This is a genomic window from Actinomadura rupiterrae (assembly GCF_024172125.1).
In the GTDB taxonomy this organism is placed as follows: domain Bacteria; phylum Actinomycetota; class Actinomycetes; order Streptosporangiales; family Streptosporangiaceae; genus Spirillospora; species Spirillospora rupiterrae.
In genome coordinates this window covers 1,000,124-1,026,375 of the sequence record NZ_JAMZEA010000001.1, presented here as the reverse complement: position 1 = coordinate 1,026,375, position 26,252 = coordinate 1,000,124, and the positions used below count along the sequence as shown (strand labels likewise).

General features: G+C 72.8%; 24 protein-coding genes. 18 read left to right on the top strand and 6 right to left on the bottom strand.

Going from position 1 to position 26,252, the window contains the following annotated elements:
• The 7 genes from FHU30_RS04525 to FHU30_RS04495 form a co-directional block, all read left to right on the top strand.
• A partial coding sequence (locus FHU30_RS04525) for an ABC transporter ATP-binding protein (protein WP_253871822.1) occupies positions 1-890 on the top strand: 890 nt, incomplete at its 5' end.
• Entirely contained in the window at positions 887-1,765 is an 879-nt protein-coding gene (locus FHU30_RS04520) for an ABC transporter permease (RefSeq protein WP_253871820.1), read from the top strand. The genes FHU30_RS04525 and FHU30_RS04520, both read left to right, overlap by 4 nt.
• The gene (locus tag FHU30_RS04515; protein WP_253871818.1) at positions 1,762-2,673 is read left to right on the top strand and encodes an ABC transporter ATP-binding protein; all 912 of its coding nucleotides are present in this window, start codon (positions 1,762-1,764) and stop codon (positions 2,671-2,673) included. The genes FHU30_RS04520 and FHU30_RS04515 overlap by 4 nt, the downstream gene beginning before the upstream one ends.
• A complete protein-coding gene (locus FHU30_RS04510) occupies positions 2,670-3,383 on the top strand; it encodes an ABC transporter permease (protein WP_253871816.1) in 714 nt (237 codons plus the stop codon). The genes FHU30_RS04515 and FHU30_RS04510 overlap by 4 nt, the downstream gene beginning before the upstream one ends.
• A gap of 108 nt (positions 3,384-3,491) precedes the next feature.
• Positions 3,492-4,187, top strand: coding sequence for a DUF4328 domain-containing protein (locus FHU30_RS04505; RefSeq protein WP_253871814.1), 696 nt, complete (start codon positions 3,492-3,494; stop codon positions 4,185-4,187).
• A 116-nt stretch (positions 4,188-4,303) separates the two neighbouring features.
• Positions 4,304-5,878, top strand: a complete 1,575-nt coding sequence (locus FHU30_RS04500) for a M48 family metallopeptidase (protein ID WP_253871812.1) — start codon at positions 4,304-4,306, stop codon at positions 5,876-5,878.
• Complete coding sequence (locus tag FHU30_RS04495; protein ID WP_253871810.1) at positions 5,868-6,800, top strand: hypothetical protein; 933 nt, start codon at positions 5,868-5,870, stop codon at positions 6,798-6,800. The genes FHU30_RS04500 and FHU30_RS04495 overlap by 11 nt, the downstream gene beginning before the upstream one ends.
• Positions 6,801-6,806: 6 nt before the next feature.
• Here the strand turns inward: FHU30_RS04495 and coaA are convergent, their stop codons facing one another.
• Positions 6,807-7,724, bottom strand: coding sequence for a type I pantothenate kinase (gene coaA, locus FHU30_RS04490; RefSeq protein WP_253871808.1), 918 nt, complete (start codon positions 7,722-7,724; stop codon positions 6,807-6,809).
• Positions 7,725-7,831: 107 nt separating this feature from the next.
• On the opposite strand from coaA, the gene glmS reads away from it, so the two are divergent.
• Positions 7,832-9,676, top strand: coding sequence for a glutamine--fructose-6-phosphate transaminase (isomerizing) (gene glmS / locus FHU30_RS04485; protein WP_253871806.1), 1,845 nt, complete (start codon positions 7,832-7,834; stop codon positions 9,674-9,676).
• Positions 9,677-9,772: 96 nt separating this feature from the next.
• On the opposite strand, the gene FHU30_RS04480 is transcribed toward glmS, so the two are convergent.
• Both FHU30_RS04480 and FHU30_RS04475 read right to left on the bottom strand, forming a co-directional pair.
• A complete protein-coding gene (locus tag FHU30_RS04480; protein ID WP_253871804.1) occupies positions 9,773-9,994 on the bottom strand; it encodes a DUF397 domain-containing protein in 222 nt (73 codons plus the stop codon).
• Between the two features lie 47 nt (positions 9,995-10,041).
• A complete protein-coding gene (locus tag FHU30_RS04475) occupies positions 10,042-10,929 on the bottom strand; it encodes a helix-turn-helix domain-containing protein (RefSeq protein WP_253871802.1) in 888 nt (295 codons plus the stop codon).
• Between the two features lie 296 nt (positions 10,930-11,225).
• Between FHU30_RS04475 and FHU30_RS04470 the strand changes: the two genes are divergently transcribed.
• The 8 genes from FHU30_RS04470 (at position 11,226) to tsaD (ending at position 19,234) form a co-directional block, all read left to right on the top strand.
• Positions 11,226-12,698, top strand: a complete 1,473-nt coding sequence (locus FHU30_RS04470) for an NAD(P)H-hydrate dehydratase (protein WP_253871800.1) — start codon at positions 11,226-11,228, stop codon at positions 12,696-12,698.
• A 159-nt stretch (positions 12,699-12,857) separates the two neighbouring features.
• A complete protein-coding gene (gene alr, locus FHU30_RS04465) occupies positions 12,858-13,991 on the top strand; it encodes an alanine racemase (RefSeq protein ID WP_253871798.1) in 1,134 nt (377 codons plus the stop codon).
• A 9-nt stretch (positions 13,992-14,000) separates the two neighbouring features.
• On the top strand, positions 14,001-15,347 hold the full coding sequence (locus FHU30_RS04460) for an alpha/beta fold hydrolase (protein ID WP_253871796.1): 1,347 nt from the start codon (positions 14,001-14,003) through the stop codon (positions 15,345-15,347).
• Positions 15,344-15,829 (top strand): tRNA (adenosine(37)-N6)-threonylcarbamoyltransferase complex ATPase subunit type 1 TsaE, encoded by a 486-nt coding sequence (tsaE, locus tag FHU30_RS04455; protein ID WP_253871794.1) that lies wholly within the window; start codon positions 15,344-15,346, stop codon positions 15,827-15,829. Before FHU30_RS04460 ends, tsaE begins: the two co-directional genes overlap by 4 nt.
• Before the next feature lie 107 nt (positions 15,830-15,936).
• Positions 15,937-16,956, top strand: coding sequence for a DUF4744 domain-containing protein (locus FHU30_RS04450; protein ID WP_253871792.1), 1,020 nt, complete (start codon positions 15,937-15,939; stop codon positions 16,954-16,956).
• 54 nt (positions 16,957-17,010) lie between these two features.
• The gene (tsaB, locus tag FHU30_RS04445; RefSeq protein ID WP_253871790.1) at positions 17,011-17,694 is read left to right on the top strand and encodes a tRNA (adenosine(37)-N6)-threonylcarbamoyltransferase complex dimerization subunit type 1 TsaB; all 684 of its coding nucleotides are present in this window, start codon (positions 17,011-17,013) and stop codon (positions 17,692-17,694) included.
• Complete coding sequence (rimI, locus tag FHU30_RS04440) at positions 17,691-18,200, top strand: ribosomal protein S18-alanine N-acetyltransferase (RefSeq protein ID WP_253871788.1); 510 nt, start codon at positions 17,691-17,693, stop codon at positions 18,198-18,200. Before tsaB ends, rimI begins: the two co-directional genes overlap by 4 nt.
• Positions 18,197-19,234 carry a tRNA (adenosine(37)-N6)-threonylcarbamoyltransferase complex transferase subunit TsaD gene (gene tsaD / locus FHU30_RS04435; RefSeq protein ID WP_253871785.1) on the top strand — a complete coding sequence of 346 codons (1,038 nt, stop codon included), beginning with the start codon at positions 18,197-18,199 and terminating at the stop codon, positions 19,232-19,234. Before rimI ends, tsaD begins: the two co-directional genes overlap by 4 nt.
• Before the next feature lie 19 nt (positions 19,235-19,253).
• Here tsaD and FHU30_RS04430 read toward each other — a convergent pair whose 3' ends face one another.
• The 3 genes from FHU30_RS04430 to FHU30_RS04420 form a co-directional block, all read right to left on the bottom strand.
• Positions 19,254-20,195 carry a phosphotransferase family protein gene (locus FHU30_RS04430; RefSeq protein WP_253871784.1) on the bottom strand — a complete coding sequence of 314 codons (942 nt, stop codon included), beginning with the start codon at positions 20,193-20,195 and terminating at the stop codon, positions 19,254-19,256.
• Positions 20,196-20,331: 136 nt separating this feature from the next.
• Positions 20,332-21,897, bottom strand: a complete 1,566-nt coding sequence (locus FHU30_RS04425; protein WP_253871782.1) for an apolipoprotein A1/A4/E domain-containing protein — start codon at positions 21,895-21,897, stop codon at positions 20,332-20,334.
• Positions 21,898-22,528: 631 nt separating this feature from the next.
• Positions 22,529-23,800, bottom strand: coding sequence for a class I SAM-dependent methyltransferase (locus tag FHU30_RS04420; protein ID WP_253871780.1), 1,272 nt, complete (start codon positions 23,798-23,800; stop codon positions 22,529-22,531).
• Positions 23,801-24,082: 282 nt separating this feature from the next.
• Here FHU30_RS04420 and groES point away from each other — a divergent pair, with 282 nt between their 5' ends.
• Complete coding sequence (groES, locus tag FHU30_RS04415; RefSeq protein WP_034487853.1) at positions 24,083-24,391, top strand: co-chaperone GroES; 309 nt, start codon at positions 24,083-24,085, stop codon at positions 24,389-24,391.
• 84 nt (positions 24,392-24,475) lie between these two features.
• Entirely contained in the window at positions 24,476-26,101 is a 1,626-nt protein-coding gene (gene groL, locus FHU30_RS04410; RefSeq protein WP_253871775.1) for a chaperonin GroEL, read from the top strand.
• Positions 26,102-26,252 lie beyond the last annotated feature (151 nt).

The window sequence follows — 26,252 nt, the reverse complement described above, 5'->3', positions numbered from 1 at the left end:
AGATCCTGCTGGGCCTGCTGCCGCCGTCCGCGGGCGGCGCGGAGGTGCTCGGGCTGGACATCGCCCACCAGGGCGGCCAGATCCGCCGCTCGGTCGGGTTCATGCCGGAGTACGACTGCCTGCCGCCGGACGTGTCGGCCACCGAGTTCGTGGTGCACATGGCCCGGATGTGCGGGCTGCCCGCCACCGCCGCCCGCGAGCGCGCCGCCGACACGCTGCGCCACGTCGGGCTGTACGAGGAGCGGTACCGGCCGATCGGCGGCTACTCCACCGGCATGAAGCAGCGCGTGAAGCTCGCGCAGGCGCTGGTGCACGACCCGCGCCTGGTGTTCCTGGACGAGCCGACCAACGGCCTCGACCCGGCCGGGCGCGACGAGATGCTCGGCCTGATCCGGCGGATCGGGCACGAGTTCGGCATCAGCGTCCTGGTCACCTCGCACCTGCTCGGCGAGCTGGAGCGGGTCTGCGACCACGTGATCGTCATCGACGGCGGCAAGCTGCTGCGCTCGCAGGCGGTCGAGGCGTACACCGAGGCGAGCGGCGTGCTGGTCGTCGAGGTGGACGAGGGCCGCGACGACCTCGGCCGCTGGCTGCACGAGCGCGGCGCGTCGGTCCGTCCCGAGGGCCGGCTGCTGATGATCGACATCGCCGACGAGACCGTCTACGACATGGTCCGGGACGGCGCGGCGGAGCTGGAGCTGCGGCTCGTCCGGATGGAGCAGCGCCGCCACCACATCGAAGAGGTCTTCGCGGTCGCGCCGCAGGCGGTCCCCGTCCCACCGGGCGCCGCACCACCCGCACCGCTCGCACCACCCGGGGCGCCGGGCGCGCCGGGTGCGCCGGGTGCGTCCGGGGCGTCCGCCGAGCAGCTGAGGGGAGGCGCCCGGTGAGCGTCAGCACCATCCACGACATCGGCTACCGGCACTACGACGGCAAGCGGCTCGGCCGCGCGTACGTCACGCGGTCGATGTTCGTGCACAACCTGCGCGCCACCTACGGCCTGGGCCGTCCGGCCCGCGCCAAGGTGATGCCGTTCGTGCTCGCGGGCATCATGATGCTGCCCGCCGTCGGCGACATCGCGGTGGTCGCGATCGCCAAGCAGCCCAAGGCGCTGTTCGCCTACACGCGCTACCAGTTCATGCTCCAGCTGATCATCTCGATCTTCGTGGCGACGCAGGCGCCGGTGCTGGCGTCCCGGGAGATCCGGTTCCACGTCGTCCCGCTGTACTTCTCGCGTCCGACCGGGCACCTGGACTTCGTCCTCGCCAAGCTCGGCGCGTTCACCACGGCGCTGTTCGCCCTGACCGCGGTTCCGATCACGACGCTGTACATCGGCGGGCTGGTCACGCAGGTGCCGCACTCGGGCAAGCAGCTGGCGCACTTCCTCGGCGGCCTCGCCGGTTGCCTGCTGCTCTCGCTCGTCCTCGCCGCGATCGGCATGGTCGTCGCCGCGTTCACGCCGCGCCGCGGGTTCGGCGTCGCCGCCGTGATCGCGGTGCTGGTGGTGTCCAGCGCGCTGGTGTCGATCCTCCAAGGGATCACCGAGCACACCGGGCACTGGACGCTGTCCGGATGGCTCGCCCTGTTCACCCCGTTCAACCTGGTGGACACCGTGTCGTACCGGCTGCTCGGCGGCCCGATGTCGGCGCCGTCCGCGCCGCCCGGCACCGGCGGCGGGCTGGCCGCCCTGGCGCTGTGCGCCGCGATCGTGCTCGGCGCGGTCGCCGTCCTGTACGCGCGGTTCCGGAAGGCGGGCCTGTCGTGACCGAGATCAGGCTGCGGGACGTGTCCCGCTGGTACGGGAACGTCGTCGCCGTCAACGGCGTCAGCATGACCGTCGGGCCCGGCGTGACCGGACTGCTCGGCCCGAACGGCGCGGGCAAGTCCACGCTCATCCACATGATGGGCGGGTTCCTGTCGCCGTCGTCCGGCACCGTCACCCTGGACGACGACCCGATCTGGCAGAACCCGGACATCTACCGCAGGCTCGGGCTGGTGCCCGAGCGCGAGACCGCCTACGACTTCCTCACCGGCAAGCAGTTCATCCTGGCCATGGCGAAGCTGCACAAGCTCGCCGAGCCGGGCAAGGCGGCCGCGCGCGCGATCGCCGAGGTCGAGATGGACGCCGCCGCCGACCGCACCATCGGCACCTACTCCAAGGGCATGAAGCAGCGGATCAAGATGGCGTCCGCGCTGGTCCACGACCCGCCCGTGCTGCTGCTGGACGAGCCGTTCAACGGCATGGACCCGCGCCAGCGCCTGCACCTGATGGACCTGATCCGCCGGATGGCCGCCGAGGGCCGGACGATCCTGTTCTCCTCGCACATCCTGGAGGAGGTCGAGCGGCTCGCCGGGCACATCGAGGTGATCGTCGCGGGCCGGCACGCCGCGTCCGGCGACTTCCGCGAGATCCGCCGGCTGATGACCGACCGCCCGCACCGGTTCCGGGTGCGCTCCGGCGACGACCGCGCGCTCGCCGCCGCGATCATCGCCGACGGCTCGGCCCGCGGGGTCGAGCTCACCCCCGAGGGCCTGTCGGTCGAGGCGTCCGACTTCGGGCGCTTCACCTGGCTGCTGCCCCGGCTGGCCAAGGACGCGAACGTCCGGCTCTGGGAGGTCGTCCCCGCCGACGAGTCCCTGGAATCCGTCTTCTCCTACCTGGTGGCCCGATGAACCCCACGATCGCGATGATCACGTTCCGGTCGATGCTCGGGCGGCGGCGGGCGCTGCTGCTGTTCGTCCTGCCGGCCGTCCTGCTGATCCTGTCCCTGGTGCTGCGCCTCACCAACACCAACGACCTGGACGTCGACACGACCGTCCTGCAGCGCTTCGCGCTCGGCGCCGTGCTGCCCCTGCTCGCCCTGATCGCGGGCACCGGCGTGATCGGCCCGGAGATCGACGACGGCCAGATCATGTACATCCTGACCAAGCCGATCCCGCGCCAGGTGGTCATCCTGACCAAGCTGGCCGTCGCGATCGTCCTGGTCGCCCTGTTCGCCGCCGTCCCGACCCTCCTCGCGGGCGTCATCCTCGGCGCCCCCGCGGGCCTCACCCCGGCCTTCACCATCGGCGTCCTGGTCGGCGGCGTCGCCTACGCCTCGGTCTTCGTCGCCCTCGGCGTCATGAGCCGCAACGCCGTCACCATCGGCCTCCTCTACGCCCTGGTCTGGGAGAGCCTTTTCGGCAACTTCGCCCCCGGCGCCAAGAAGGCGTCCATCCTCCAGTGGTCCCTGTCGGTCACCCACTCCCTGACCGACGCGTCCACGATCAAGACCGCCGTCACCCTCCCCACCGCCGTCACCCTGCTGGTCATCGTCACCCTCGCCGCCACGGCCCTGGCCACCTTCCGCCTCCGCTCCCTCACCGTCGCCAGCGCCGAGTGACCGTCCCCACCAGACCCCCCTTGTCCGCGCCCCCCTGACGCGCAATGATCGTCGCCTCTCACGCAGCACGCCGCCCTGGCGGCCCGGGGCCGAAGGGCGGCCGCAAAGGTGACGACCCATCCTGCGGAGGGGACGTCCGAGCCCATGCGCTCGGCCCCGCCGCTCCGTCCGCCGCGTGCGGCCGCGACCGCGGCGACGGTGCTGCTCGCCATCTGCGCCGTCATCGGACTGCTCAAGGCGGCGGTCTGGCTCGGCCTCGCGGTCGTCGCCTCTGACGGCCTGGCGCCCTCGCTCCCGTTCTGGCTGGTGGTCGTGCTGGACGGACCGCTGTCCCTGCGCCTGCTCCTCGTCTCCTCGGCCGGGCCGGTGCTGGTGTGGCTCTACCAGGCGCGCGCGTTCGTCGACCTGGTCAGTCCGGGCGGGCAGCGCTGGGGGCGCCCCTGGGTGTTCTTCGCGTGGGTCGTGCCCATCGCCTGGCTGTGGATCCCCATGCAGCTCGTCGGCGATGTGCTGCGGTCCAGTGCCCCTGCGCCGGTCGCTCCGCCGGCCGTCGGAGATCCGTCGCGCGGCAGACCGCGGATGACGCTCTCCGACGGGCTCGTCCTCGGCTGGTGGGCGGCCTTCGTCCTGGGGATGAGCCGGTCGGTGTTCGCCCTGGTGACGGGCGGCGGTCCGGCGCGTCTGGGCACCTATGCCGTGAGTACCGCGCTCTGGAGCGCGGCGGCGGGTCTGCTCATCCTCATCATCCGGCGGACCACCAGGTTCCAGGGGCAGATCGTCGCGGCCGGCGGGGATCGTTCTTGACTTTCCAGCGCCGAATCGTGATCGAAATGGGCTTTCCGGCGGGGTGGGCGATCTATCAGAATTGCCGTTCTTTCTGACTGGTGCCGTCACGGACGGCTGGGAAGGCGGCAAGGTCGATGGCGTCATCGCGTCGTGCGGGGGCGGGGCTGCTCGGGCTCCGCGCCCTGCTGGGCGCCGTGCTCCTGCTCGGGTTCTACGTGCTGGCCGCGGTGCTCGTGGTGCTGGTGGTCGGCGGCATCGTGGGGATCGCGCTGGCGTTCACGCTGATCTTTCACGTGACCGGGGGCTTCGTCTTCTGGTTCCTGATCGGGACCACCGGCGGTGGGCTCGCGCTGCTGCGCGGCGCGTTCGGGCGGATGCGGGCCGGACGGGACGGGCCCGGCGGGCTGGCGGTCAGCGAGACCGTGCAGCCGCGGCTGTGGGCCGAGGTGCGGGAGCTGGCCGCCGAGGTGGGCGCTCCGGCGCCGCGGGTGATCCGGATCGCTCCGGACGCCAACGCCGCCGTCCACCAGCGGGTGCGGCTGTTCGGGCTCGTCCGGGGCCGGGTCACGCTGGTCGTCGGGATGGCGCTGCTCAACGGGCTCGACCGGGCCGAGCTGCGCGCCGTCCTGGCGCACGAGTTCGGCCACATCTCCGGCGGCGACACGCGGCTCGGGCCGCTGGTGTACAGGTCGCAGAGCAGGCTGGTGCGGACGATCGCCGCGCTGCACACCAGCGGCAAGGGCCTGGACCTCTTCCTCGCCCGGATCGTCGGCCTCTACCTGCGGCTCTGCCTGCGCGTCACGGCCGCGGTCTCGCGGGCCCAGGAGCGTGCCGCCGACGCGTCCGCCGCGCGGGTCGCGGGGCCGGAGACGACCGCTGCCGCGCTGACCGCCGTCGGCATGGCGTCGGAGCTGTTCGCGAGCTTCACGAACCAGTACGTGGTGCGGCTGTGGCAGGCGGGCCGGTACCCGGACGACCTGTACGGCGGGCTGCGCAAGTTCACCCTCGCCGCGTTCGCCGAGGGCGGGCTGGAGCAGCTGCGCCAGCGGGTCCTCGCCGCGCCGTCCGAGCGGTGGGACACCCATCCGAGCGTCTCCGAGCGGCTGGCGCTGCTCGCGGAGATGCCCGCGAGCACGAAGGAGACCGTCCCGGACGTCCCCGCGCGCGGGTTGCTGGAGAACCCCGACAAACTGGAGCGGACGATCTCCCTGGCACTCGCCCGCGACGTGACCGGGCTTCCCGAGCCCGCCGCCGTGGACTGGGACGCGGCCGCCGAGATCTACGGCCGGACCGTCACCAGGTCGGGCGCCAGGCTCGCCGACGCGGGTGTCCGGGTCGGCGGCCGGTGGGACGAACCGGGCTTCGACCAGGCCCTCGAAATGCTCGCGGCCGGACGCGGCGCCGAACTGGCCGCCGCGCTCCACCCCAAAGGCGCCGCGGCCCTCGACGCCGAGGACGAGCGCCGGACCCTGCACCGGGCCCTGGTCGCCGCGCTGCCCGGCGTCCTGGTCGCCGAGCACGGCGCCCGCTGGAAGACGTCCTGGACGGCGGTCGTCGAGATCGAGTGGGCCGGCACGCCGATCACCGACCTCGCCGACATGGCGCTGGTGGGCCCGGACGGCGTCGCGGTCCTCCGCGCCGAGCTCGGCCGCCCGGCCGTGGACCTGACCCCCGTCCCGCCGCTGGAGGAGCCCGCCCATGCCGGTTGATCTCGCCCGTCCCGTCCTCGACCCCACGTTCGGCGACCCGGTGGCCCGGGACCTCGCGAAGGCCACCGCCCACGGCGACAAGGCCCTGCTGCGGCGCGTCGCGGCCGACACCGACGACCCCGACCGCCGCTCGTTCCTGCTCGGTGTGGCCGTGGACCATCCGGGGCGTCCGGAGTGGATCGTCCGCTGGCCCGACGAGGAGCCGGAGGAGGCGCTCGCCCACTTCGTCCGGGGAGCGCACGGCATCCTGTGGGCCTGGGAGGCGCGGGGCAACGCGCGTGCGGGCATGACGAGCGAGGAGCAGTTCCGCGAGTTCCACCAGCGCCTCGCGGGCGCCGAGCGCGACCTCGTCCGAGCCGCCGTGCTGGCGCCGGACGATCCCGAACCCCGGGTGCAGCTGCTCACGACGGCCCGTGGCCTCCAGCTCGGCACCCAGGAGCTGTGCCACCGCTTCGCCAAGGCGACGGCCCGGCATCCGTGGCACTACCGGGCGCACACGCTGATGCTCCAGGGCGTCGCGCCGAAGTGGAGCGGCTCGTCCGCGCTGATGTTCAACTTCGCCCGGTCGCGGGCCGCCGAGGCGCCGGTCGGCTCGGCCGTGGCGTCCCTCGTGGTGGAGGCGCACATCGAGACCTGGGTGGACGAGCCGGACGACGAAACCGGCTACCTCGCCGCCCCGGACGTCCAGCGCGAGCTGCGCGCGGTGGCCGCCCGTCTGAAAGAGGCCCCGGACACCCCGGCCGCGCTGCGCGCCGCGAACCTGCTGGCGTTCACCTTCGCCCTCGGCGGGGACGACGAGGCGGCCGCGGAGCAGTTCAGGGCGATCGGCTCCCACGTCACCGAAAGCCCCTGGCAGTACCTGGCGAGGGACGTCGTCACGAGCTTCACCAAGTACCGCGACCGCGCCCTGAACCCCGCCTGAGCAGGGTCAGAAGCGGCGGAGGCGGACGCGTTCGGTGGAGTGGTCGCGGGACTTGTGGAGGACGAGGGTGGCGCGGGCGCGGGTCGGGAGGATGTTCTCGACCAGGTTGGGCTCGTTGATCGACTTCCAGACGCCGACCGCGAAGTCCTCGGCCTCCTGCTCGCTGAGCCTGGCGTACTCGCGGAAGTAGGAGCGGGGGTCGGTGAAGGCGGTGCGGCGGAGGGCGAGGAGGCGGTCGACGTACCAGCGGCGGATGTCCTCGACCTTGGCGTCGACGTAGATCGAGAAGTCGAAGTAGTCCGAGACGCCGAGATTGCCGGGCGGCGGGGTCTGCAGGACGTTGAGACCCTCGACGATGAGGATGTCGGGGCGTTCCACCGTCTGCCGGGCGTTCGGGACGATGTCGTATTCGAGGTGGGAGTAGATCGGTATGTCCACCCGCGACGCGCCCGACTTCACCGACTGGACGAATCTCACCAGCGCGCGACGATCGTAGGACTCGGGGAAACCCTTGCGTTCCATCAGACCGCGGTCGGCCAGGACGGCGTTGGGGTACAGGAAGTTGTCGGTCGTGACCAGTTCCACACGGGGGTGGTCGGGCCAGCGGGCCAGCAGGGTGCGCAGCAGCCGGGACGTGGTGGACTTGCCGACCGCGACCGAGCCCGCCACGCCGATCATGAACGGGGTGGGCTGGACGGCCTCGCCGAGGAAACCGCTGACCGTGTCGCGGGTGCCGCCGCGGCCCAGGAAGAACAGGTTCAGCAGGCGGGACAGCGGCAGGTAGACCTCTTCGACCTCGGTGATGTCGATGGGGTCCCGGACGCCGCGCAGCTCGTCCAGCTCGTCCGGGGTGAGGGTGAGCGGGGTGGTGGCTCGCAGCGCCCGCCACTGCGCGCGGTTCAGTTCGACGTAAGGGCTGGGCACGCGCCAACGGTACTGGTCCGGTCCGGGCGGACGGTCCACCAGGGGTGTCCCGGGCTGGTCTAGTCCGGGCGGCCGGGCCTTGGAGAAGACCCAATAGGCTGGCCGCCATGTGCGGAATCGTGGGTTACGTCGGCGAGAGGCCGGCACTGGACGTCGTGGTGGAGGGCCTCGCGAGGCTCGAATACCGCGGCTACGACTCGGCCGGCGTGGCCGTGCTCGCGGACGGGGCGCTCGCCACCGCCAAGCGGGCGGGCAAGCTGGTGAACCTCCGCGAGGCGCTCGCGGAGCAGACACTCCCGGCGGGCACGCTCGGGATGGGGCACACCCGCTGGGCCACGCACGGCGCGCCGAACGACCGCAACGCGCACCCGCACACCGACTGCGGGGGCAACGTCGCGGTCATCCACAACGGGATCATCGAGAACTTCGCGGCGCTGCGGGCCGAGCTGGAGGAGGGCGGCCACAAGCTGCGCTCCGACACCGACACCGAGGCCGTCGCGCACATGCTGGAGGACGAGCTTGCCTCCACCGGCGACCTCGCCGAGGCCATGCGCAAGGTCTGCCGGCGGCTGGAGGGCGCGTTCACCCTGGTCGCGGTGCACGCCGGCGACGACGACCTGGTGGTCGGCGCGCGCCGCAACTCGCCGCTGGTGGTCGGCGTCGGCGACGGCGAGAACTTCCTCGCCAGCGACGTCGCCGCGTTCATCGCGCACACCCGGGACGCGATCGAGCTCGGCCAGGACCAGGTCGTCGAGCTGCGCAAGGCCGGCGTGACGGTGACCGACCTGGAGGGCCGCCCGGCCGAGACCAAGGCCTACCACGTCGACTGGGACGTGTCCGCCGCCGAGAAGGGCGGCTACGACTACTTCATGCTCAAGGAGATCGCCGAGCAGCCGCGCGCGGTCGCCGACACGCTGCTCGGCCGGATCGGCGCGGACGGCCGGCTCACCCTGGACGAGATGCGCATCTCCGACAGGGAGCTGCGCGAGGTCGACAAGATCATCATCGTCGCCTGCGGGACGTCCTACCACGCCGGGCTGATCGCCAAGTATGCCATCGAGCACTGGGCCGGGCTGCCCTGCGAGGTGGAGCTGGCCAGCGAGTTCCGCTACCGGGACCCGATCCTGTCCCGCACCACGCTGGTGATCGCGATCTCCCAGTCGGGCGAGACGATGGACGCGCTGATGGCCGTCCGGCACGCCCGCGAGCAGCACGCCAAGCTGCTCGGCATCTGCAACGTGAACGGCTCGACGCTGCCGCGCGAGTGCGACGGCGTGCTCTACACGCATGCGGGCCCGGAGATCGCGGTCGCCTCGACCAAGGCGTTCCTCACCCAGCTCGTCGCGGTCTACCTCATCGCGCTCTACATCGCCCAGGTGCGCGGCACCAAGTTCGGCGACGAGGTGTTCGCGATGATCCAGCTCCTGGCGCAGATGCCGGAGAAGGTGGACGAGGTGCTCGGCACGATGGAGCCCGTCCGCGAGCTGGCCCGCTCCCTGGCAGGCGAGAAGTCGGTGCTGTTCCTCGGCCGGCACGTGGGCTTCCCGGTCGCGCTGGAGGGCGCGCTGAAGCTCAAGGAGCTGGCCTACATGCACGCCGAGGGGTTCGCGGCGGGCGAGCTGAAGCACGGCCCGATCGCGCTGATCGAGCCGGGCCTGCCGGTGATCGTGGTCGTCCCGCCGCGGTCCCGGGACGTGCTGCACGACAAGATCGTCTCCAACATCCAGGAGATCCGCGCCCGCGGCGCCCGCACCATCGTGATCGCGGAGGAGGGCGACACCTCGGTCGAGCCCTACGCCGACACGCTGATCGGCGTCCCGGCCGTCCCGACGCTGTTCCAGCCGCTGGTCACGACCGTCCCGCTCCAGGTCTTCGCCTGCGAGCTGGCCACGGCCAAGGGCCACGACGTCGACCAGCCCCGCAACCTCGCCAAGTCCGTCACGGTCGAGTAGCGCGGGCCGCCTGGGCGGGAAGCCCGGGCGCCACGGCCGCGACCGCCCCGCCCTTCCGGCTCGTCCGGAACGGCGGGGCGGCCGCGTTTCAGCGTGCTAGGCGGATGTGTCCAGGGCGCCGGACTTCACTTCGGTGAGGAAGCACCCCCATTCGGCCGCCGACAGCAGCAGGACGGGGCTGGCGTCGCCGATCTTCGCGTCGCGGGCGGCGACGGCGGACGTCCCCGCCGCGGCGAGCGGGCCGGTCGCGGCGACCTCGACGCAGGCGCCGTTGGCGGCGCAGCGCGAGCTCTTCTTCCAGGCGAGCGTGTTCAGCATGTGGGTGGTGCCTTTCAGGAAGCACCCCGAACGCGGGGTGAGAACCGCTACGGCTCGTCCGCGAGGCGGTCCGCGACCTCCGCGATCAGGTCGCGCGAGGCCCCGGGTCCCAGGGCGACGCGCTCCATCCCCTCGAAGGCCAGCCGGTACATGTAGGTCAGCTTCTCGTCGGTGACCTGGCTGCCGGTGAGGGCCTCGGTGTAGACCACGTCCGGGAACACGATGTCCCCGACCGGGTCGTACTCCATGAGCTGGAACGCCCCCTCCATGATCGGGTGGGTCCGGTCCAGCCGGACGACGCGCAGCGCGACGTGCGGCAGGTCGCCGACGTCCAGCAGGTGGCGGAGCTGGGTCCGCATCATCGCCGGGCCGCCGACCAGCCGCAGCAGCACGGACTCGTCCAGTAGCAGTGCGTATTCGACAGGTTGGTTGCGGTGCAGGACCTCCTGGCGGCGCATCCGCACCTCCACCCTCCTGTCCACCTCGGCGGGCGGGACGGGGTCGTAGAGTCGCAACCCCGCCATCACCTGCCGTGCGTAGTCCTCGGTCTGCAGCAGGCCGGGGACCAGGTAGGTCTCCCACTGGACGATGCGGCTGGCCTCGTCCTCCAGCGCGATGAACTGCCGGAGGCCGCCGGGAAGCTCCCGGTACCCCTCCCACCAGCCCTTCCGTGCCGCGTCGTGGGCGAGCGTGAGAAGTCCGGCCCGGTGGGACGGGTCGATCCGGTACAGCTTGGTGAGCAGCTCGACGTCGCCGATGTTGGTGCCGGTCCGAGCGTTCTCGATGCGGCTGACCTTGGCTGTGGACCAGTTCAGCCGCGCGGCGACGTCGTCGCCGGTGAGGCCGCGCTCCTCGCGCAGCCGGCGGAGTTCGGCCGCCAGCCTGCGCTGCCGGACGGTCGGTCCCCGGAACGGGTCCATGGAGGCCGTGCTCATGGACCCGGACACCGTCCGCCCGGTGCGGGCTTCTCAGCGAAGTGTGCCCCAGTGGAGGCGGGCGGCAGGTTCGCCATCGGTAAATCGCCACCAAAAATCTCGCGGTGCCCCTAGATCGGTGAAAGTCGCGGCGCCCCGGTGGTGGAAACGGCGCCCGGCGGATGGACCGGCGCCCGGCGGATGAAACTTTCACTGAAAGGTGCGTGGCTTCACCATTGACTCACCAGGCCGCACCCGTCAAGGCGAGATGTCCATGGCACCCTGGGAAGGGGAATTGATCGCGGAAAGGGGCCCGGGTGAGATACGCGCACGAGGTCGGCAAGGTCAGGGCGGCCGAGGGGGCGCTGATGGCGCGGCTGCCCGAGGGGGCCCTGATGCAGCGCGCCGCGGCCGGGCTCGCGAGCGTCTGCGTCGGCCTGCTGGACCGGGTGTACGGCGCGGACGTCGTGGTGCTGGTGGGGTCGGGGGACAACGGCGGTGACGCGCTGTACGCGGGCGCGCGGCTGGCCCGGCGGGGGGCGCGGGTGCTGGCCGTCCCGGCCGGTTCCAAGATCCACCAGGACGGCCTGGACGACCTGCGGGCCGCGGGTGGGCGCCTGATCGAGGTGGACGCGGCGGAGGAGGCGATCGCGGCGGCCGACCTGGTGATCGACGGCCTGACCGGGATCGGCGGCGCGGGCGCGCTGCGGGAGCCGCACGCGACCCTGGCGCGCGCCGCCTCCGGAGCGGCCGGGATGGTCGTGGCCTGCGACGTGCCGAGCGGTGTGGACGCCTCGTCCGGGCGGGTCGAGGGGGAGGCGGTGCGGGCCGACGTGACCGTCACGTTCGGCACGCTCAAGCCGGGCCTGCTGATCGATCCCGGCGCGGCGCACTGCGGGGTCGTGGAGCTGGTCGACATCGGTCTCGGCCCGTACCTGGACGATCCGGACGTCGTCTCCCCGTCGGCCGAGGACGTCCGGCCGCCGCTGCCCGGGCCCGAGTCGGACAAGTATCGGCGCGGCGTGGTCGGCCTCCTGGCGGGTAGTGACGAGTTCACCGGCGCGGCCGTGCTGGCGACGGGCGGCGCGGTGCGCGGGGGAGCCGGAATGGTCCGGTTCGCCTCGGTTCCGCACCCCGTGGAGCTGGTGCGGCAGCGCTGGCCGGAGGTGGTGACCACGGTGATCGAGCCCGGCGCCAAGGCGCTGGAGGAGATCGGGCGGGTCCAGGCGTGGGTGGTCGGGCCGGGCCTCGGCACCGGCGACGACGCCGAGGAGCTGGTCCAGGCCGTCCTGGCGACCGAGCTGCCGGTGCTGGTCGACGCGGACGGGCTGACCGTCCTGGCGCGGCGCCGCGACCTGCTGTCCCGCGACGCGCCGACCCTGCTGACGCCGCACGCGGGCGAGCTGGCCCGGCTCCTGGACGCCGACCGCGCCGACATCGAGGCGCGGCGGCTGGAGTTCGTCCGGCGGGCGGCGGCCGAGCTGGACGCGACGGTGCTGCTCAAGGGGTCCACGACGGTGATCGCCGAGGCGGACCGTCCGGTGCGGGTGAACCCGACCGGGACGTCCTGGCTGGCCACCGCCGGTACCGGGGACGTGCTGTCCGGCCTGACGGGCGCGCTGCTGGCGGGCGGGATGTCCGCGCTGGACGCCGCCTGCGCGGGCGCCTACCTGCACGGGATCGCCGCGCGGCTGGCCGCCGGGGGCCCGGAGCCGTCCGGCGGCGACGCGCCGATCGGGGCGTCCGACGTGGTCGCCGCGCTGCCCGCCGCGTTCCGGACGCTGGCCTGACCGCCGGGCCATGACGGACGACGCCCTGACGGCCGCCATGACGGACGGTGACATGACCGCCAAGGACATGCCAGGCGAACTACACGAAGCACTCATGCGTCCAACGAGAAACGGAGGTTGGGACGGGGCACCGTTCGCGGACGGGCACACTGGGTGACTATGAGCAGTCCTGCGCAGGCACGCATCGACCTTGACGCGATCAGCGGCAACGTGGCCGTGATGCGCGAGCAGGCCGGTGGGGCCGAAGTGATGGCGATGGTCAAGGCCGAGGCGTACGGCCACGGGCTCGTCCCGGCGGCGCGCGCGGCGCTGGCCGGCGGCGCGTCCTGGCTCGGCGTGGCCAAGCTCGACGAGGGGCTGCGGCTGCGCGAGGCCGGGGTGCTGGGCGTCCCGGTGCTGGTCTGCCTCGGCGTCCCGGGCGAGGACTACGCGCGCGGCGTCGCCGAGCGGCTCGACTTCGCGGTCGGCGCCCGCTGGCTCCTGGACGAGCTGGCCGCCGCCGCCGAGCGCGCCGGGCGGCCCGTCCGCGTCCACCTGAAGGCCGACACCGGCATGTCGCGCGGCGGCGCCACGCCCGAGGACTGGCAGCCGCTGGTCGACGCGGCGCTGGCCGCCGAGGCGACCGGGCTGGTCAATGTCGTCGGCCTGATGTCCCACTTCGCCTGCGCGGACGAGCTCGACCACGCGTCCGTGCCGCGGCAGCTGGCGACCTTCACCGACATGGTCGAGTCGGCCGAGAAGGCCGGGGTGCGGCCCGAGGTGCGCCACCTGGCGAACTCGGCCGCCGCCCTCACCCTGCCGGACGCGCGGTTCGACCTCGTCCGGCCGGGGATCGCGACGTACGGGCTCAGCCCGGTGCCGTCGCTGGGCTCGTTCGGGCTGCGCCCGGCGATGACCCTCACCGCCTCGACGGCGCTGGTGAAGCGGGTCCCGGCGGGCAGCGGCGTGTCCTACGGCCACACCTACGTCACCGAAAGTGAGACGAACCTGGCCGTCGTCCCGGCCGGGTACGGCGACGGCATCCCCCGGCACGGCTCGAACGTGCTGCCCGTCCTGGCGGCCGGGAAGCGCCGCACGATCGCCGGCCGGGTCTGCATGGACCAGTTCGTGATCGACATCGGCGACGACGCGCTCGCGGCGGGCGACGAGGTCGTCCTGTTCGGGCCGGGCGACCGGGGCGAGCCGACCGCGGAGGACTGGGCGGACGCGCTCGGCACCATCTCCTATGAGATCGTCACCCGTATCGGCGGCCGGGTCCCGCGCGTGTACGAGGGCGGCCCGGCTCTCGGTTAGGACGGGTCAATGGCGACCTCCAAGGGGCAACCTGGGCAGGGAGACCCCTCCAGGCTGCCCGGGAAGGCGATGCAGTCCGGGAAGGCGGCCCAGGCGGGGAAGGCGGCCCAGGCGGGGAAGGCGGCCCAGGCCGGGAAGGCGGCCCAGGCCGGGAAGGCGATGCGGTCCGGGAAGGGCCCGCGGCCCGGCAAGGCGATGCAGAGGCGACGGGGAATGGACGCGAGAAGCAAGCGCAGGATGGGCGTGGCCGGTGCGGTCGCGGGCCTCGGCGCGGCCGGGATCGGCGCGGCGGTGGGCATCCGGCACCTGGCGGTCGGACGGGTCAGGCTGCGTCCCGACCCGGACGCGGCCGAGCCGTTCGGCTCGCTGCGCGGCCGCCCGCTGACGGTGACCGCCGACGACGGCGTCCCGCTGCACGTGGAGATCGACGGCCCGGACGACGCGCCGCTGACCGTGGTGTTCTGCCACGGCTACACCCTCAACCAGGACGCCTGGCACTACCAGCGCCGCGACCTGGCCGCCCGCACGTCCGGCGGGGACCGGCTCCGCATGGTCTTCTGGGACCAGCGCAGCCACGGCCGCTCCGGGCGCGGCGAGCTGGCCGACGCCACCATCGACCAGACCGGCTCCGACCTGTACGAGGTGCTGCGGGCGACGGTCCGGCCGGGCGCCCCGGTCGTCCTGGCCGGGCACTCCATGGGCGGCATGTCGATCATGGCCCTCGCCGACGCGCACCCCGAGCTGTTCGACGGCGGCGCCCACGGTTCGGACGGCCCCGAGGGTGCTGGTGCAGAGCCGGTCTGCCGGGTCGTCGGGGTGCTGCTGGTCAACACGTCCGGCGGCGAGATGGCGGAGATGACGCTCGGGCTGCCGCTGGCGCTGATGAAGGTCGTCCGGCCGATCGCGCCGAGCGCGCTGCGCGGCCTCGGCCGGCAGGCGAAGATGGTGGACCGGGCGCGCGGCCTCGGCGCGGACGTCGCGTTCGTGCTGACCCGCCGGATGGCGTTCGCCGACAAGCACATCAGCCCGACCGTGGTGGACTTCCTGGAGCAGATGATCCGGGCCACCCCGATCGACGTGATCGCCGAGTTCTACCCGTCGCTGATCGGGCACGACAAGGCGGCGGCGCTGAAGACCGTCGGGTGCGTCCCGGTCATGGTGCTCGCGGGCGGCCGCGACCGGCTGACCCCCGCCGAGCACGGCCGCCGGATCGCCGAGGCGCTGCCGGACGCCGAGCTCGTCCAGGTGGACGAGGCGGGCCACGTGCTGCCGCTGGAGTACCCGGGTGTGGTGACCGGCTCGCTGCGCCGCCTGGTCGACCGCGTCCTGAAGGAGCCGGAGGAAGAGGGAGCATGAGCGGGACGGAGGCGGTCGTGGTGCAGGTCCCCGCGGCCGGGGACATGCAGGCGCTGGGCGTCCGGCTGGCCGGGCTGCTGCGCGCGGGCGACCTGCTGGTGCTGACCGGCGACCTCGGCGCGGGCAAGACCACGCTGACCCAGGGCATCGGCGAGGGGCTGAAGATCCGCGGGCCGGTGACCTCGCCGACGTTCGTGATCGCGCGGGTGCACCCGTCGCTGGTGGACGGCCCGGCCCTGGTGCACGTGGACGCCTACCGGCTCGGCGGCTTCGCCGAGCTGGACGACCTCGACCTGGACGCGTCGCTGGACGACTCGGTCACGATCGTGGAATGGGGCGAGGGGCTCGCCGAGGGACTCGCCGAGGACCGTTTGGAGATCACCATTTCCCGGGGGCCCGCCGGGGCGTCCGAACAGCGCGCGGTAAAGATCATCGGAGTCGGCCCCCGCTGGGCCGCCGCGCTGGATGATCTTGCCTGGTAGGACGCGGTGGAATTGAGGTAAGTGGAACCCGACCACCGCGCCGGTCGATGTCGTACTCTTTGCCGGACGAACCCGACATTTTGGATTCCTGATCGGGAGTGGATCCGGTGAGTGGCAACCATCGCAGCGGTGGTCACCGCGCTTCGCGCAGCGGGGAGTACCGCTCCTTCGGCGGCGAGATCCAGTACGGCCCGGCCTCGGGCGAGTACACCTCCCGATCGGACGGACACCCGTCCAGCTCGGACGCGTACACCTCCCGCTCGGACGGCTACCCGCCGCGCTCGGACGCGTATGCCTCCCGTTCGGACGGCTACCCGTCGCGCTCAGATGCGTATGCCTCCCGCTCGGACGGATATCCGGCGCGGTCGGACGGGTACGCGTCCTATCCGGGGCCGCGCAGCGGCGAGTACCGGACGCGGAGCGGGAGCCACCGGATCGTCCGGGAGCGGCGGCGCGGCAGGCGGCTCGCGGCCGTGCTGGCCGGGGTCGCGGCCGGGGCCGGGGCCTGCGCGCTCGCCGCGTTCGTGATCATCAGCGGGGTGGGCGGGCACGACCGGGGCTCGGCCGGGCAGATCGTCGGCAGCACCGCGCAGACCCCGGCGGCCAAGGCCGAGAAGACCGCCGTGCCGGACGCCTGCACGCTGCTCGACCCCAAGATCGCCGACCGGCTGGCGCCGCGCGCCGAGCGCGGGCCCGCCGACAACTACGCCTCCAGCGACCGGCAGAACCAATGCGTCTGGGGCGCCTACAGCGGCGAGAACCACCGCCAGCTCAGCGTCGAGATGCGGGCCGTCCCCGGGACGCAGTCGCAGAGCCCCACCGACGCCGCGCGCGCCTCGTTCGCGTCCGAACGCACCGCCGACGAGTCCGGCAAGGCGCTGCTGGAAGGGCAGCAGATCACCAGCAAGACCCGCGTGACCGGTCTCGGGGACGAGGCGTACGTGGTCTACAGCGTGGACAAGGGGCAGGGCTCCGGCTCGGCCGTGGCGAACGTCCGGATCGCGAACGTGCTGGTCACCGTGCACTACTCGGGTTCGGACGGCAACGACCCGCTCGGGGGAGACGCCGCCGTGGCGGGGGTCCAGGACGTCGCGCGCAGCGTCGTCGGCGCCCTGAACCAGAGCTGAGAACGTGCCCGGTACCGCCTGACCACGGGCCGGAACCGACTACCCTTACAGTCCGTGCTGGTCCTGGCTTTCGACACCGCAACCGCCGCCGTCACCGTCGCTTTGACCGAGTGGACGCCGGGGGAGGGCGCACGTCCGCGCGCGGCCGTCGAGGCCCGCGACGCCCGCAGACACACCGAGATCCTGACCCCCGAGATCGCCCGCGTGCTGGGCGAGGCCGGCGCGACGCCGTCCGACCTGTCCGCGATCGTGGTGGGCGTCGGCCCCGGGCCCTACACCGGCCTGCGGGTCGGCCTGGTCACCGCGCGGGCGATGGGCGAGGCGCTGGGCGTCCCGGTGCACGGCGTCTGCACGCTCGACGCGATCGCCTGGGAGTCCCGCCGCGAGAAGCCGTTCGCCGTCGCCACCGACGCCCGCCGCCGCGAGGTGTACTGGGCGCGCTACGACTCCTACGGCAGGCGGGTCACCGAGCCCGCCGTCGGCCCCGCCGCCGAGGTCCGCGCCGACACGCCCGACCTGCCCGTCATCGGGGAGGGGGCGCGGCTCTACGCGGACGTCCTCGGCGACGCCGACGGCATCACCTCCGGCCCGCTCGTGCCGTCCGCGACCGCGCTCGCCGAGCTGGCCGTCGAGCGGCTCTCCGGACGCCCCGGCCCGGCCCTGCTGCCGCCTGAGCCGCTGTACCTGCGCCGTCCGGACGCCAAGGAGCCCGGCCCCCGCAAGAAGGTGTCGCAATGACCGCCGGGGACGGGACGGACGCCAAGCTGCGCGGCATGACCGAGGCCGACCTCGCCGCCGTGCACGCCCTTGAGGAACTGCTGTTCCCCGAGGACGCGTGGAGCGAGCAGATGCTCCGCGACGAGCTGGCCGACCAGCCGCGCACCCGGCACTACGTCGTCGCCGAGGACGGCGGGGAGATCGTCGGCTATGCCGGGCTCGCCGCCGCGGCCGACCAGGCCGACGTGCAGACCATCGGCGTCCGGGCCGACCTGCGCGGTCGGGGCATCGGCGCGGCGCTGCTCACCGAGCTGCTCGACGAGGCGGCGCGCCGGGGCAGCGTCCAGGTGTTCCTGGAGGTCCGCGCCGACAACGGCCCGGCACAGCGGCTCTACGAGCGGTTCGGGTTCGTCCGCGTGGGGTTGCGCAGGCGCTACTACCAGCCGTCCGGCGTGGACGCGGTCGTGATGTGCCGCGAGATGCGCGCCAAGCGGGGACCGGTCGGCTTCACCAGGGAGGATGCATGATCCGCGACTCCGAGCCGCTGGTGCTCGGGATCGAGACGTCCTGCGACGAGACCGGTGTCGGGATCGTCCGGGGGCACACGCTGCTGGCCGACTCGATCGCCTCCAGCGTCGAGCAGCACGCCCGGTTCGGCGGCGTGGTGCCCGAGGTCGCCTCGCGCGCGCACCTGGAGGCGATGACCCCGACCGTCGAGCGGGCGCTCGCGGACGCCGGGGTGACCTTCGACGACATCGACGCGTTCGCCGTCACGGCCGGACCGGGCCTCCCGGGCGCGCTGATGGTCGGCGTCGCGGCCGCCAAGGCGTACGCGCTGTCGCTCGGCAAGCCGCTGTACGGCGTGAACCACCTCGCCGCGCACGTCTGCGTCGACCAGCTCGAACACGGCCCGCTGCCGAAGCCGTGCGTGGCGATGCTGGTGTCCGGCGGGCACTCGTCGCTGCTGCTCGTCCCGGACGTCGCGTCCGACGTGCGCTCGCTCGGCAGCACCGTGGACGACGCGGCCGGCGAGGCGTTCGACAAGGTCGCGCGGGTGCTGGACCTCGGCTTCCCCGGCGGCCCGGTGATCGACCGGATGGCCCGCGAGGGCGACCCGGCCGCGATCGCGTTCCCGCGCGGCAAGTACGCCGACGGCACCTACGACTTCTCGTTCTCCGGCCTCAAGACGGCCGTCGCGCGCTGGGTCGAGGCGAAGGAGCGCGCCGGGGAGCCGGTGCCGGTCGCCGACGTCGCCGCGTCCTTCCAGGAGGCCGTGGTCGACGTGCTGACCCACAAGGCACTCAAGGTCTGCAAGGACAACGGCGTCAGGGACCTGCTCATCGGCGGCGGCGTCGCGGCGAACTCGCGCCTGCGCGCGCTCGCGCAGGAGCGCTGCGACCGCGCCGGCGTCCGGCTGCGGGTGCCGCGGCCGAGCCTGTGCACCGACAACGGCGCGATGGTCGCCGCGCTCGGCTCCGAGCTGGTCGCGAGCGGGCTCGTCCCGTCCGACCTGGGCCTCCCGGCCGACTCCAGCCTCCCGATCGGCACCGTCACCGTCTGAGGACGGCTCCCACCGGGCTTCAGAGCAGCGTTTCGAGGTAGGCCTCGGCGCGGGACACGTCCTGCTCGGACAGGACGCGCCCGGGCTCCTCGGGCAGCAGGTCGAGCAGGCAGCGCAGGTCCCAGTACGGGTCCTGGACGTGCCCGCCCGCGACCTGGTCGAAGCACTCCCGGAACCGGTCGGCGACGGACGCGTCGTAGCGCAGCGCCAGCCGCAGCCGCATCTGCCCGACGTCCACGCCGACCGGGCCGAACGACGCGTCCGACCAGTCGACGACGCCGGTGAGCCGGCCGCCCGCCCAGAGCGTGTTGTCCGGGTGGTAGTCGCGGTGGACGAACCGGGACGGCGCGTCCGGCGCGGGCCCCGACGCGACCTCGCACGCCCGCTCCCACAGCTCCGGCCGCGCCGCGTGCTTCGGCGGCTGCCGCAGGTCGAGCCGGTTGCGCGGGATGTACGGCGGCATCGAGGCCGCGCCGCGCAGCGCGTGCACCGGCAGCAGCGCCGCGGCGAGCTGGATCAGGCACTCGGCCAGGTCGTCCGGGGCGGGCCGCGGCGGATGGCCGGGCAGCCGCGTGAGCAGCAGCGCGGGCGCGTCGCAGTACGCCCCCGCCGGGTCCGCGGCGACCAGCGCCGGTGTCGGGATCTCGCAGGCGGCGAGCAGCGTCAGCGCGGCGATCTCGCGCTCGGGCGAGAACTCGCCGTCGGCGAAGACCGCGCCGGGCGCGGCGGACGCGAGCGGGTCGCGCGGCAGCCAGCGGCGCAGCACGAGCCGGTGCTCGCTGCCCGCGCGGGTCTCCACCACGAGCGCGTGGTTGGCGTGCGCCGTGCCGCCCGGCAGCGGCCGGACCGCGCGGATCTCGGCGCCGCGGCCGAAGCACTCGCGCACCCAGCGGACGGTGGCCGAGCTCGGCGGTGCGCCTACGGGCGGGGCGAGGGCCGGGGAGCGGGTCACGAGATCCATGTAAACGGATTCCGGTGTGTATCGAGGGTGATTTGACGAAGGCGGAACGTGAGCACCCGCACGTCGCGGGGGCGGGACCTCCCGACGCGGGCCTCCCGGCCGCGCGTGCGGGACCTCCCGCCCCCGGGCGCGCTGCTCAGTCCTTGCCCCCGTCGCGGCGCGGGCGCAGCAGCGCCTCGGCCAGCGCGAGCATGGTCTCCTCCAGCGTGGACAGCCGCTTCAGCACGTCCTCGTGCACCGCCGTCACCTGCTTGGTGACGTCGTCGTGGACCGTGTCGACCTTGCGGCCGACCTCGCCCTGGACGTCCTCGAACCGGCGGCCCAGCGCGTCCTGCACGGCCTCGGCGCGGCGGGAGACCTCCTCCTGCACGCCGTCGACGCGGCGGGAGAAGTCCTCCTGCACGCCGCCGACCCGCCGGGAGACGTCCTCGTGGATCGAGTCGACCTGCTTGGTGACGTCCTCGTGGATGTCGTCGATCCGCTTGGACACGTCGTCGTGCACGCCGCTGACCTGCCGGGACACCTCGTTGTGCACCGACTCCACCTGCTTGGTGACGTCGGTGTGCACCGACTCGACGCGGCGGGACACGATGTCCACCTGCGCGGTGAACTCCTCCAGCGCCGTGTCGACCTTGCGGGTGACCTCCTCGTGGATGCCCTCGATCCGCTTGCGGACGTCCTCGTGCACGTCCTCGAAGCGCTTGGAGAACTCGTCCATCCGCTTGGCCACGTCGCTGTAGGCCGTCTCGGCGATCTGCGACATCGTCGCCTTGACCTCGTCGCGGTCCGGGCGCGCGCGCAGCTCCTCGATCAGCGGGTCGACCGCGTCGGCGAGGTGCTTCTCCAGCGCGTCGAACCGGTCGCTGTGGTCGATGAGCGGGCGCTGCACCAGCTCGGCGACCTTGCGGTGCAGCTCGCCGATCTCCAGCGTCGCGGGCAGCCGCCCGATCCGCTCGTTGACGCCGTCGATCCGGTCGTCCACGCCCTCGAACCGGCCGTCCAGCCCGTTCAGCTTGCCCGACAGGCCCTCCAGGCGGCCGTCGAGCCCGTCCAGCCGGCCGTCCAGGCCGTCCAGCCGCCCGCCGACACCCTCGACCCGGCCGTTGACGGCCTCCAGGCCCTGCTCCACCCGCTCGGCCATCTCGCCCAGCGAGTGGTCGACCCGGGCGGTCACCCCGGTGATCGAGTGCTCCAGCGTCTCGGCCCGGTGCCCCAGCTCGGCCAGGGACTTGTCCAGCCGGTTGAACCGGACGGACGCGGCCTCCATGCTCCCCTGGAGCTTGTCGAGCCGCTTGGTCATCTCCTCCATGCGCTGCGACGCCTGCCGGGTGGCGTCGGTGATGCCCTGCGCGGAGTCGAGCATGGCCTGCATGCGGGTGAGGCCCTCGTCGACGTTCTCGGCGACGACGCCCACGTCCGCCCACAGCGCCGGCAGCTCGGCGACCGGCTTGACCCGCTCGCCGACCGCCTCGATGTGCTCGGCGAGGCCCTCGGCCCACTCCGGAGGCTTGCTGGACAGGTCGTCTACCTGCCCCCGGACGCTGTCGAGCTGCCCGGTGAGGCCGGTGAGCTCGCGCTCGCGGACCTCGCGGAGCAGCCACTCCATTCCCTCCAGTCGCTGGCGGATCTCGTCCAGGACCTGACCCTGTGAGCGCTGTTCGTAGACGTGGTCCTGCGCCGCACGGGCGAGCAACTCCCGCATCCGATCCGAGACCGGTTGACCCCCCGTCTGCAGGAAGTTGTGATTCGTTTCCACCCGAGCTCCTTCGTGTGCCGAGGCGTTGAATAACGCGCGGCAGTGATTTCCGAACGCCTAACTGTAGTGCGTGCCGGGGGCGGCTCTATGCGCTAGCAAGGAAGTTTCCGAGTTCCGTGGAATGGGCTTTGTCGCCCTGCTGGAGAGGTTGGTCGCCGATCACCCCGGCCGGGGTTTTCCCCCCGGTTCGGTCAAGATCCGCTGAGTGCTGCGGGGCCGTCCCGGAGCGCCGGTCGCACACGTCCGGTCTCGGGTCCGCCCGGGTCGCGGGACATGTCCGCACATCTCGGCCGACCTCCCGGATTCTGGTCCGGGACGGCGGACGGGGTGGCGGACCGTGCACCGTTCCGGCGGGATACCGTCACGCGTGTGGCCGACCATTCCAGGATGGCATTTCGGCGGCGCCTCCGATCACTTCACGGCGCGCGGAAACGGCGCCGCGCAAAATGACCTTGCCGACCGGGCGCCGGCCATTGGCGGTGGCGATGCCGGAAAGCGTCCATGATTTGCGAGACCGTGGCGCGCCACGCGGTCCGGCTTGCCCGCCGGCGGCGGTACGGAGATCGTCGGGAAGGAATCAGCCCGCCGCACGGGCCAGCACGGCCACCGGGTCGTCGCCCACCCGGGTCAGCACGACGACGGTCTCGTCCTTGCCCGCCTTCCCGCCCTTCCCGGCCTTTGCGCCCTTCCCGGCCTTGGCGCTGCCGAACCCGAGGTCGCGGCGCAGCCGGTCGACGTCCGCGGCGAACCCGCGCTTCTTGATCGTCAGGATCCCGGTGCCGCGCCGCCGCAGCTCCGCCTTGAGCCGCTTGACCGCGAACGGCAGCACGTCCTCGATCTCGTAGGACGCCGCGAACGGCGTCTCCACCAGGCTGTCGGACGTGATGTAGGCGATGCGCGGGTCGACCAGCCCGCCCCCGGCCAGCGCCGCGACCTCCGCGACCAGGTGCGCCCGGATGACCGCGCCGTCCGGCTCGTACAGGTACCGGCCCCATGTCCGGATCTCCGGCTCCCCGAGGCCCTCGTCCGGGACGAGCGTGTGGACGTCCGGGACCCGGAAGGCCGAACCCTCGGCGGCGGGGACGAGCGTGGCGCGGCGCCGGACCGTCCCGGCGAGGCCGCCGAGCCACAGCGCGGCCTCCTTGACGTCCCCGCCGACCGAGATCCACTCCGCCTCCGCGCCGTCCGGGACGGCTTCGTGCGGGATGCCCGGCGCGACCTTCACGCACGCGGCCGGAACGCTCCGTGCCATCTCCAGGACGACGTCCAGCGGCGGCTCGTACGCGCGCGGGTCGAACACCCGCCCCCGAGCCGTCCGCCTCCCCGGATCAGCGAACACCGACCCGAACTCCGTCCCATCGTCCAGGGGGACCGCGGTGCCGTCGCCTTCGTGGACGGACGCGAGGTCGTCCACGGCGAAGGCGGTGAGGTTGGCGCGGGCGACCTCGGCCGTGAGCGGGTCCAGTTCGAGGGCCTCGGTCGGTACGCCGGCTCGTGCGCGCGCGATGAGGTCGGCTCCGATGCCGCAGCCGACTTCCAACGTGCGGTGAATCTTCGGCAAACCCGCGAAGCGCTGCGCGCGGTAGGAGGCCACGCCCGCGCGCGTTGACTGCTCCAGCCCGGCCGGAGTGAAGAACATCCGGGACGCGTCGTCCCCGAACTTGGCGCGCGCCCGGTCGCGCAGCCGGAGCTGGGTCAGCGCGGCGTTCACCAGCTCGGCCGGGAACCGCCCGCGCAGCCGGGTGGCCGTCGCGAGCAGGGCGGCCTCGGACAGGTCCGCGCCGTCCGCCTCGGCGAGCAGCTCCCGGCCGAGCGGGGTCAGCAGGTCGCGGAAGGCCTCGGTGTCCATAACCTGGAACTTAGCGGCAGCGGCCCGGTCGTCCGCGCCGCTTCGGGCGCTGGTGGGAGCGGGGCGCGGGCGGGGATCGGCCGCCTCCGGGGCGGTTCGTGTTGACGGCTTTCCGGGTCGGGCATAGTCTCCTGACTGGCACTCTCGGTGTGAGAGTGCCAAACAGCGACAAGGTCGGTCTGGCACCCGCGACGACAGGCCGGTCCAGGGTCGCCTCTCTTGTCATCTGTGCTGGTCGGCCCGTGAGGCCGGCCGAGGACCAATCGAAGGGGAGGTCTGATCGTGACGACCGCCACCAAGGTTGCTCTCAAGCCGCTTGAGGACCGCATCGTCGTCCAGCCGCTTGAGGCCGAGACCACCACCGCGTCGGGTCTGGTCATTCCGGACACCGCCAAGGAGAAGCCGCAGGAGGGCACCGTCCTCGCCGTGGGCCCTGGCCGTGTCGACGACAAGGGCCAGCGCGTCGAGCTCGACGTGAAGGTCGGCGACGTGGTGCTGTACAGCAAGTACGGCGGCACCGAGGTCAAGTACAACAACGAGGAGTACCTCGTGCTCTCGGCTCGCGACGTGCTCGCGATCATCGAGAAGTAATCACCGAGACGTGATGCACCCGCCCCGTCCGGCCGCCGTTGGCGGGCGGTCGGGGCGGCGCGCTTGATAGAGGAGAAACACCGCATGGCGAAGATCCTGGAATTCGACGAGGACGCTCGCCGGGCTCTTGAGCGCGGCGTCAACGCTCTCGCGGACGCCGTCAAGGTGACGATCGGCCCGCGCGGCCGCAACGTCGTCATCGACAAGAAGTTCGGCGCGCCGACCATCACCAACGACGGCGTCACCATCGCCCGCGAGGTGGAGCTGGAGGACCCCTACGAGAACCTCGGGGCCCAGCTCGCCAAGGAAGTGGCGACCAAGACCAACGACATCGCCGGCGACGGCACCACCACCGCGACCGTGCTCGCCCAGGCGCTCGTGCGCGAGGGCCTGCGCAACGTCGCGGCCGGCGCCTCCCCGCTGTCGCTGAAGCGCGGCATGGACGCCGCCGCCCAGTACGTCTCGGACAAGCTCCTCAAGTCCGCCCGCGAGGTGGAGGAGAAGGGCGAGATCGCGCACGTCGCGACCATCTCCGCGCAGGACGCCAAGATCGGCGAGCTGATCGCCGAGGCGTTCGAGAAGGTCGGCAAGGACGGCGTCATCACGGTCGAGGAGGCGCACACCTTCGGCCTGGAGCTGGAGTTCACCGAGGGCCTCCAGTTCGACAAGGGCTACCTGTCGCCGCACATGGTCACCGACGCCGAGCGCATGGAGGCCGTCCTGGAGGACGCCTACGTGCTCATCGTCGACGGCAAGATCGGCAACGTGCAGGAGTTCCTGCCGCTGGCCGAGAAGGTCGCGCAGACCAAGAAGCCGCTGCTGGTGGTGGCCGAGGACGTCGAGGGCGAGGCGCTGGCGCTGCTGGTCGCCAACAAGATCCGCGGCACCTTCCTGTCGGTCGCGGTGAAGGCCCCCGGCTTCGGCGACCGCCGCAAGGCGATGCTCGGCGACATGGCCGTCCTCACCGGCGGCCAGGTCGTCTCCGAGGCGCTCGGCCTGAAGCTCGACTCCATCGGCATCGAGGACCTCGGCCGCGCCCGCCGGATCACGGTGGACAAGGACTCCACCACCATCGTGGACGGCGCGGGCGGCGCGCAGGAGATCTCCGACCGGGTCAACCAGATCAAGGTCGAGATCGAGAACTCCGACTCCGACTGGGACCGCGAGAAGCTCCAGGAGCGCCTGGCCAAGCTGTCCGGCGGCGTGTGCGTGCTGCGCGTCGGCGCCGCGACCGAGGTCGAGCTCAAGGAGAAGAAGCACCGCCTGGAGGACGCCATCTCGGCGACCCGCGCGGCCATCGAGGAGGGCATCGTCTCCGGCGGCGGCTCCGCCCTGGTGCACGTCGCCAAGGAGGGCTTCGAGGACCTCGGCCTGTCCGGCGACGAGGCCACCGGCGCCGAGGCCGTCCGCCGCGCGCTGGTCGAGCCGCTCCGCTGGATCTCCGAGAACGCGGGCCGCGAGGGCTACGTCGTCGTCTCCAAGGTCCAGGAGCTGGAGACCGGCCACGGCTTCAACGCCGCCACCGGCGAGTACGGCGACCTGGTCGCCCAGGGCGTCATCGACCCGGTCAAGGTGACCCGCTCCGCGGTCACCAACGCTGCGTCCATCGCCGGCATGCTCCTCACCACCGAGGCGCTCGTCGTCGAGAAGCCCGAAGAGGAAGAGCCCGCCGCGGGCGGCCACGGACACGGTCACGGCCACGGTCACTGATCCGGTTCGAACCTCCCGCGCGTGAGTGCGGAAGCCGGGCCCCCGTCTCCGGACGGGGGCCTTTCGCATTTCCGGACCGCCGGGATTTCGGGCCGGGTATTCGAGTGGGTATGGCTTGTCTGGTTTGAGCAATGTGAGGCCGGGGAAAGGC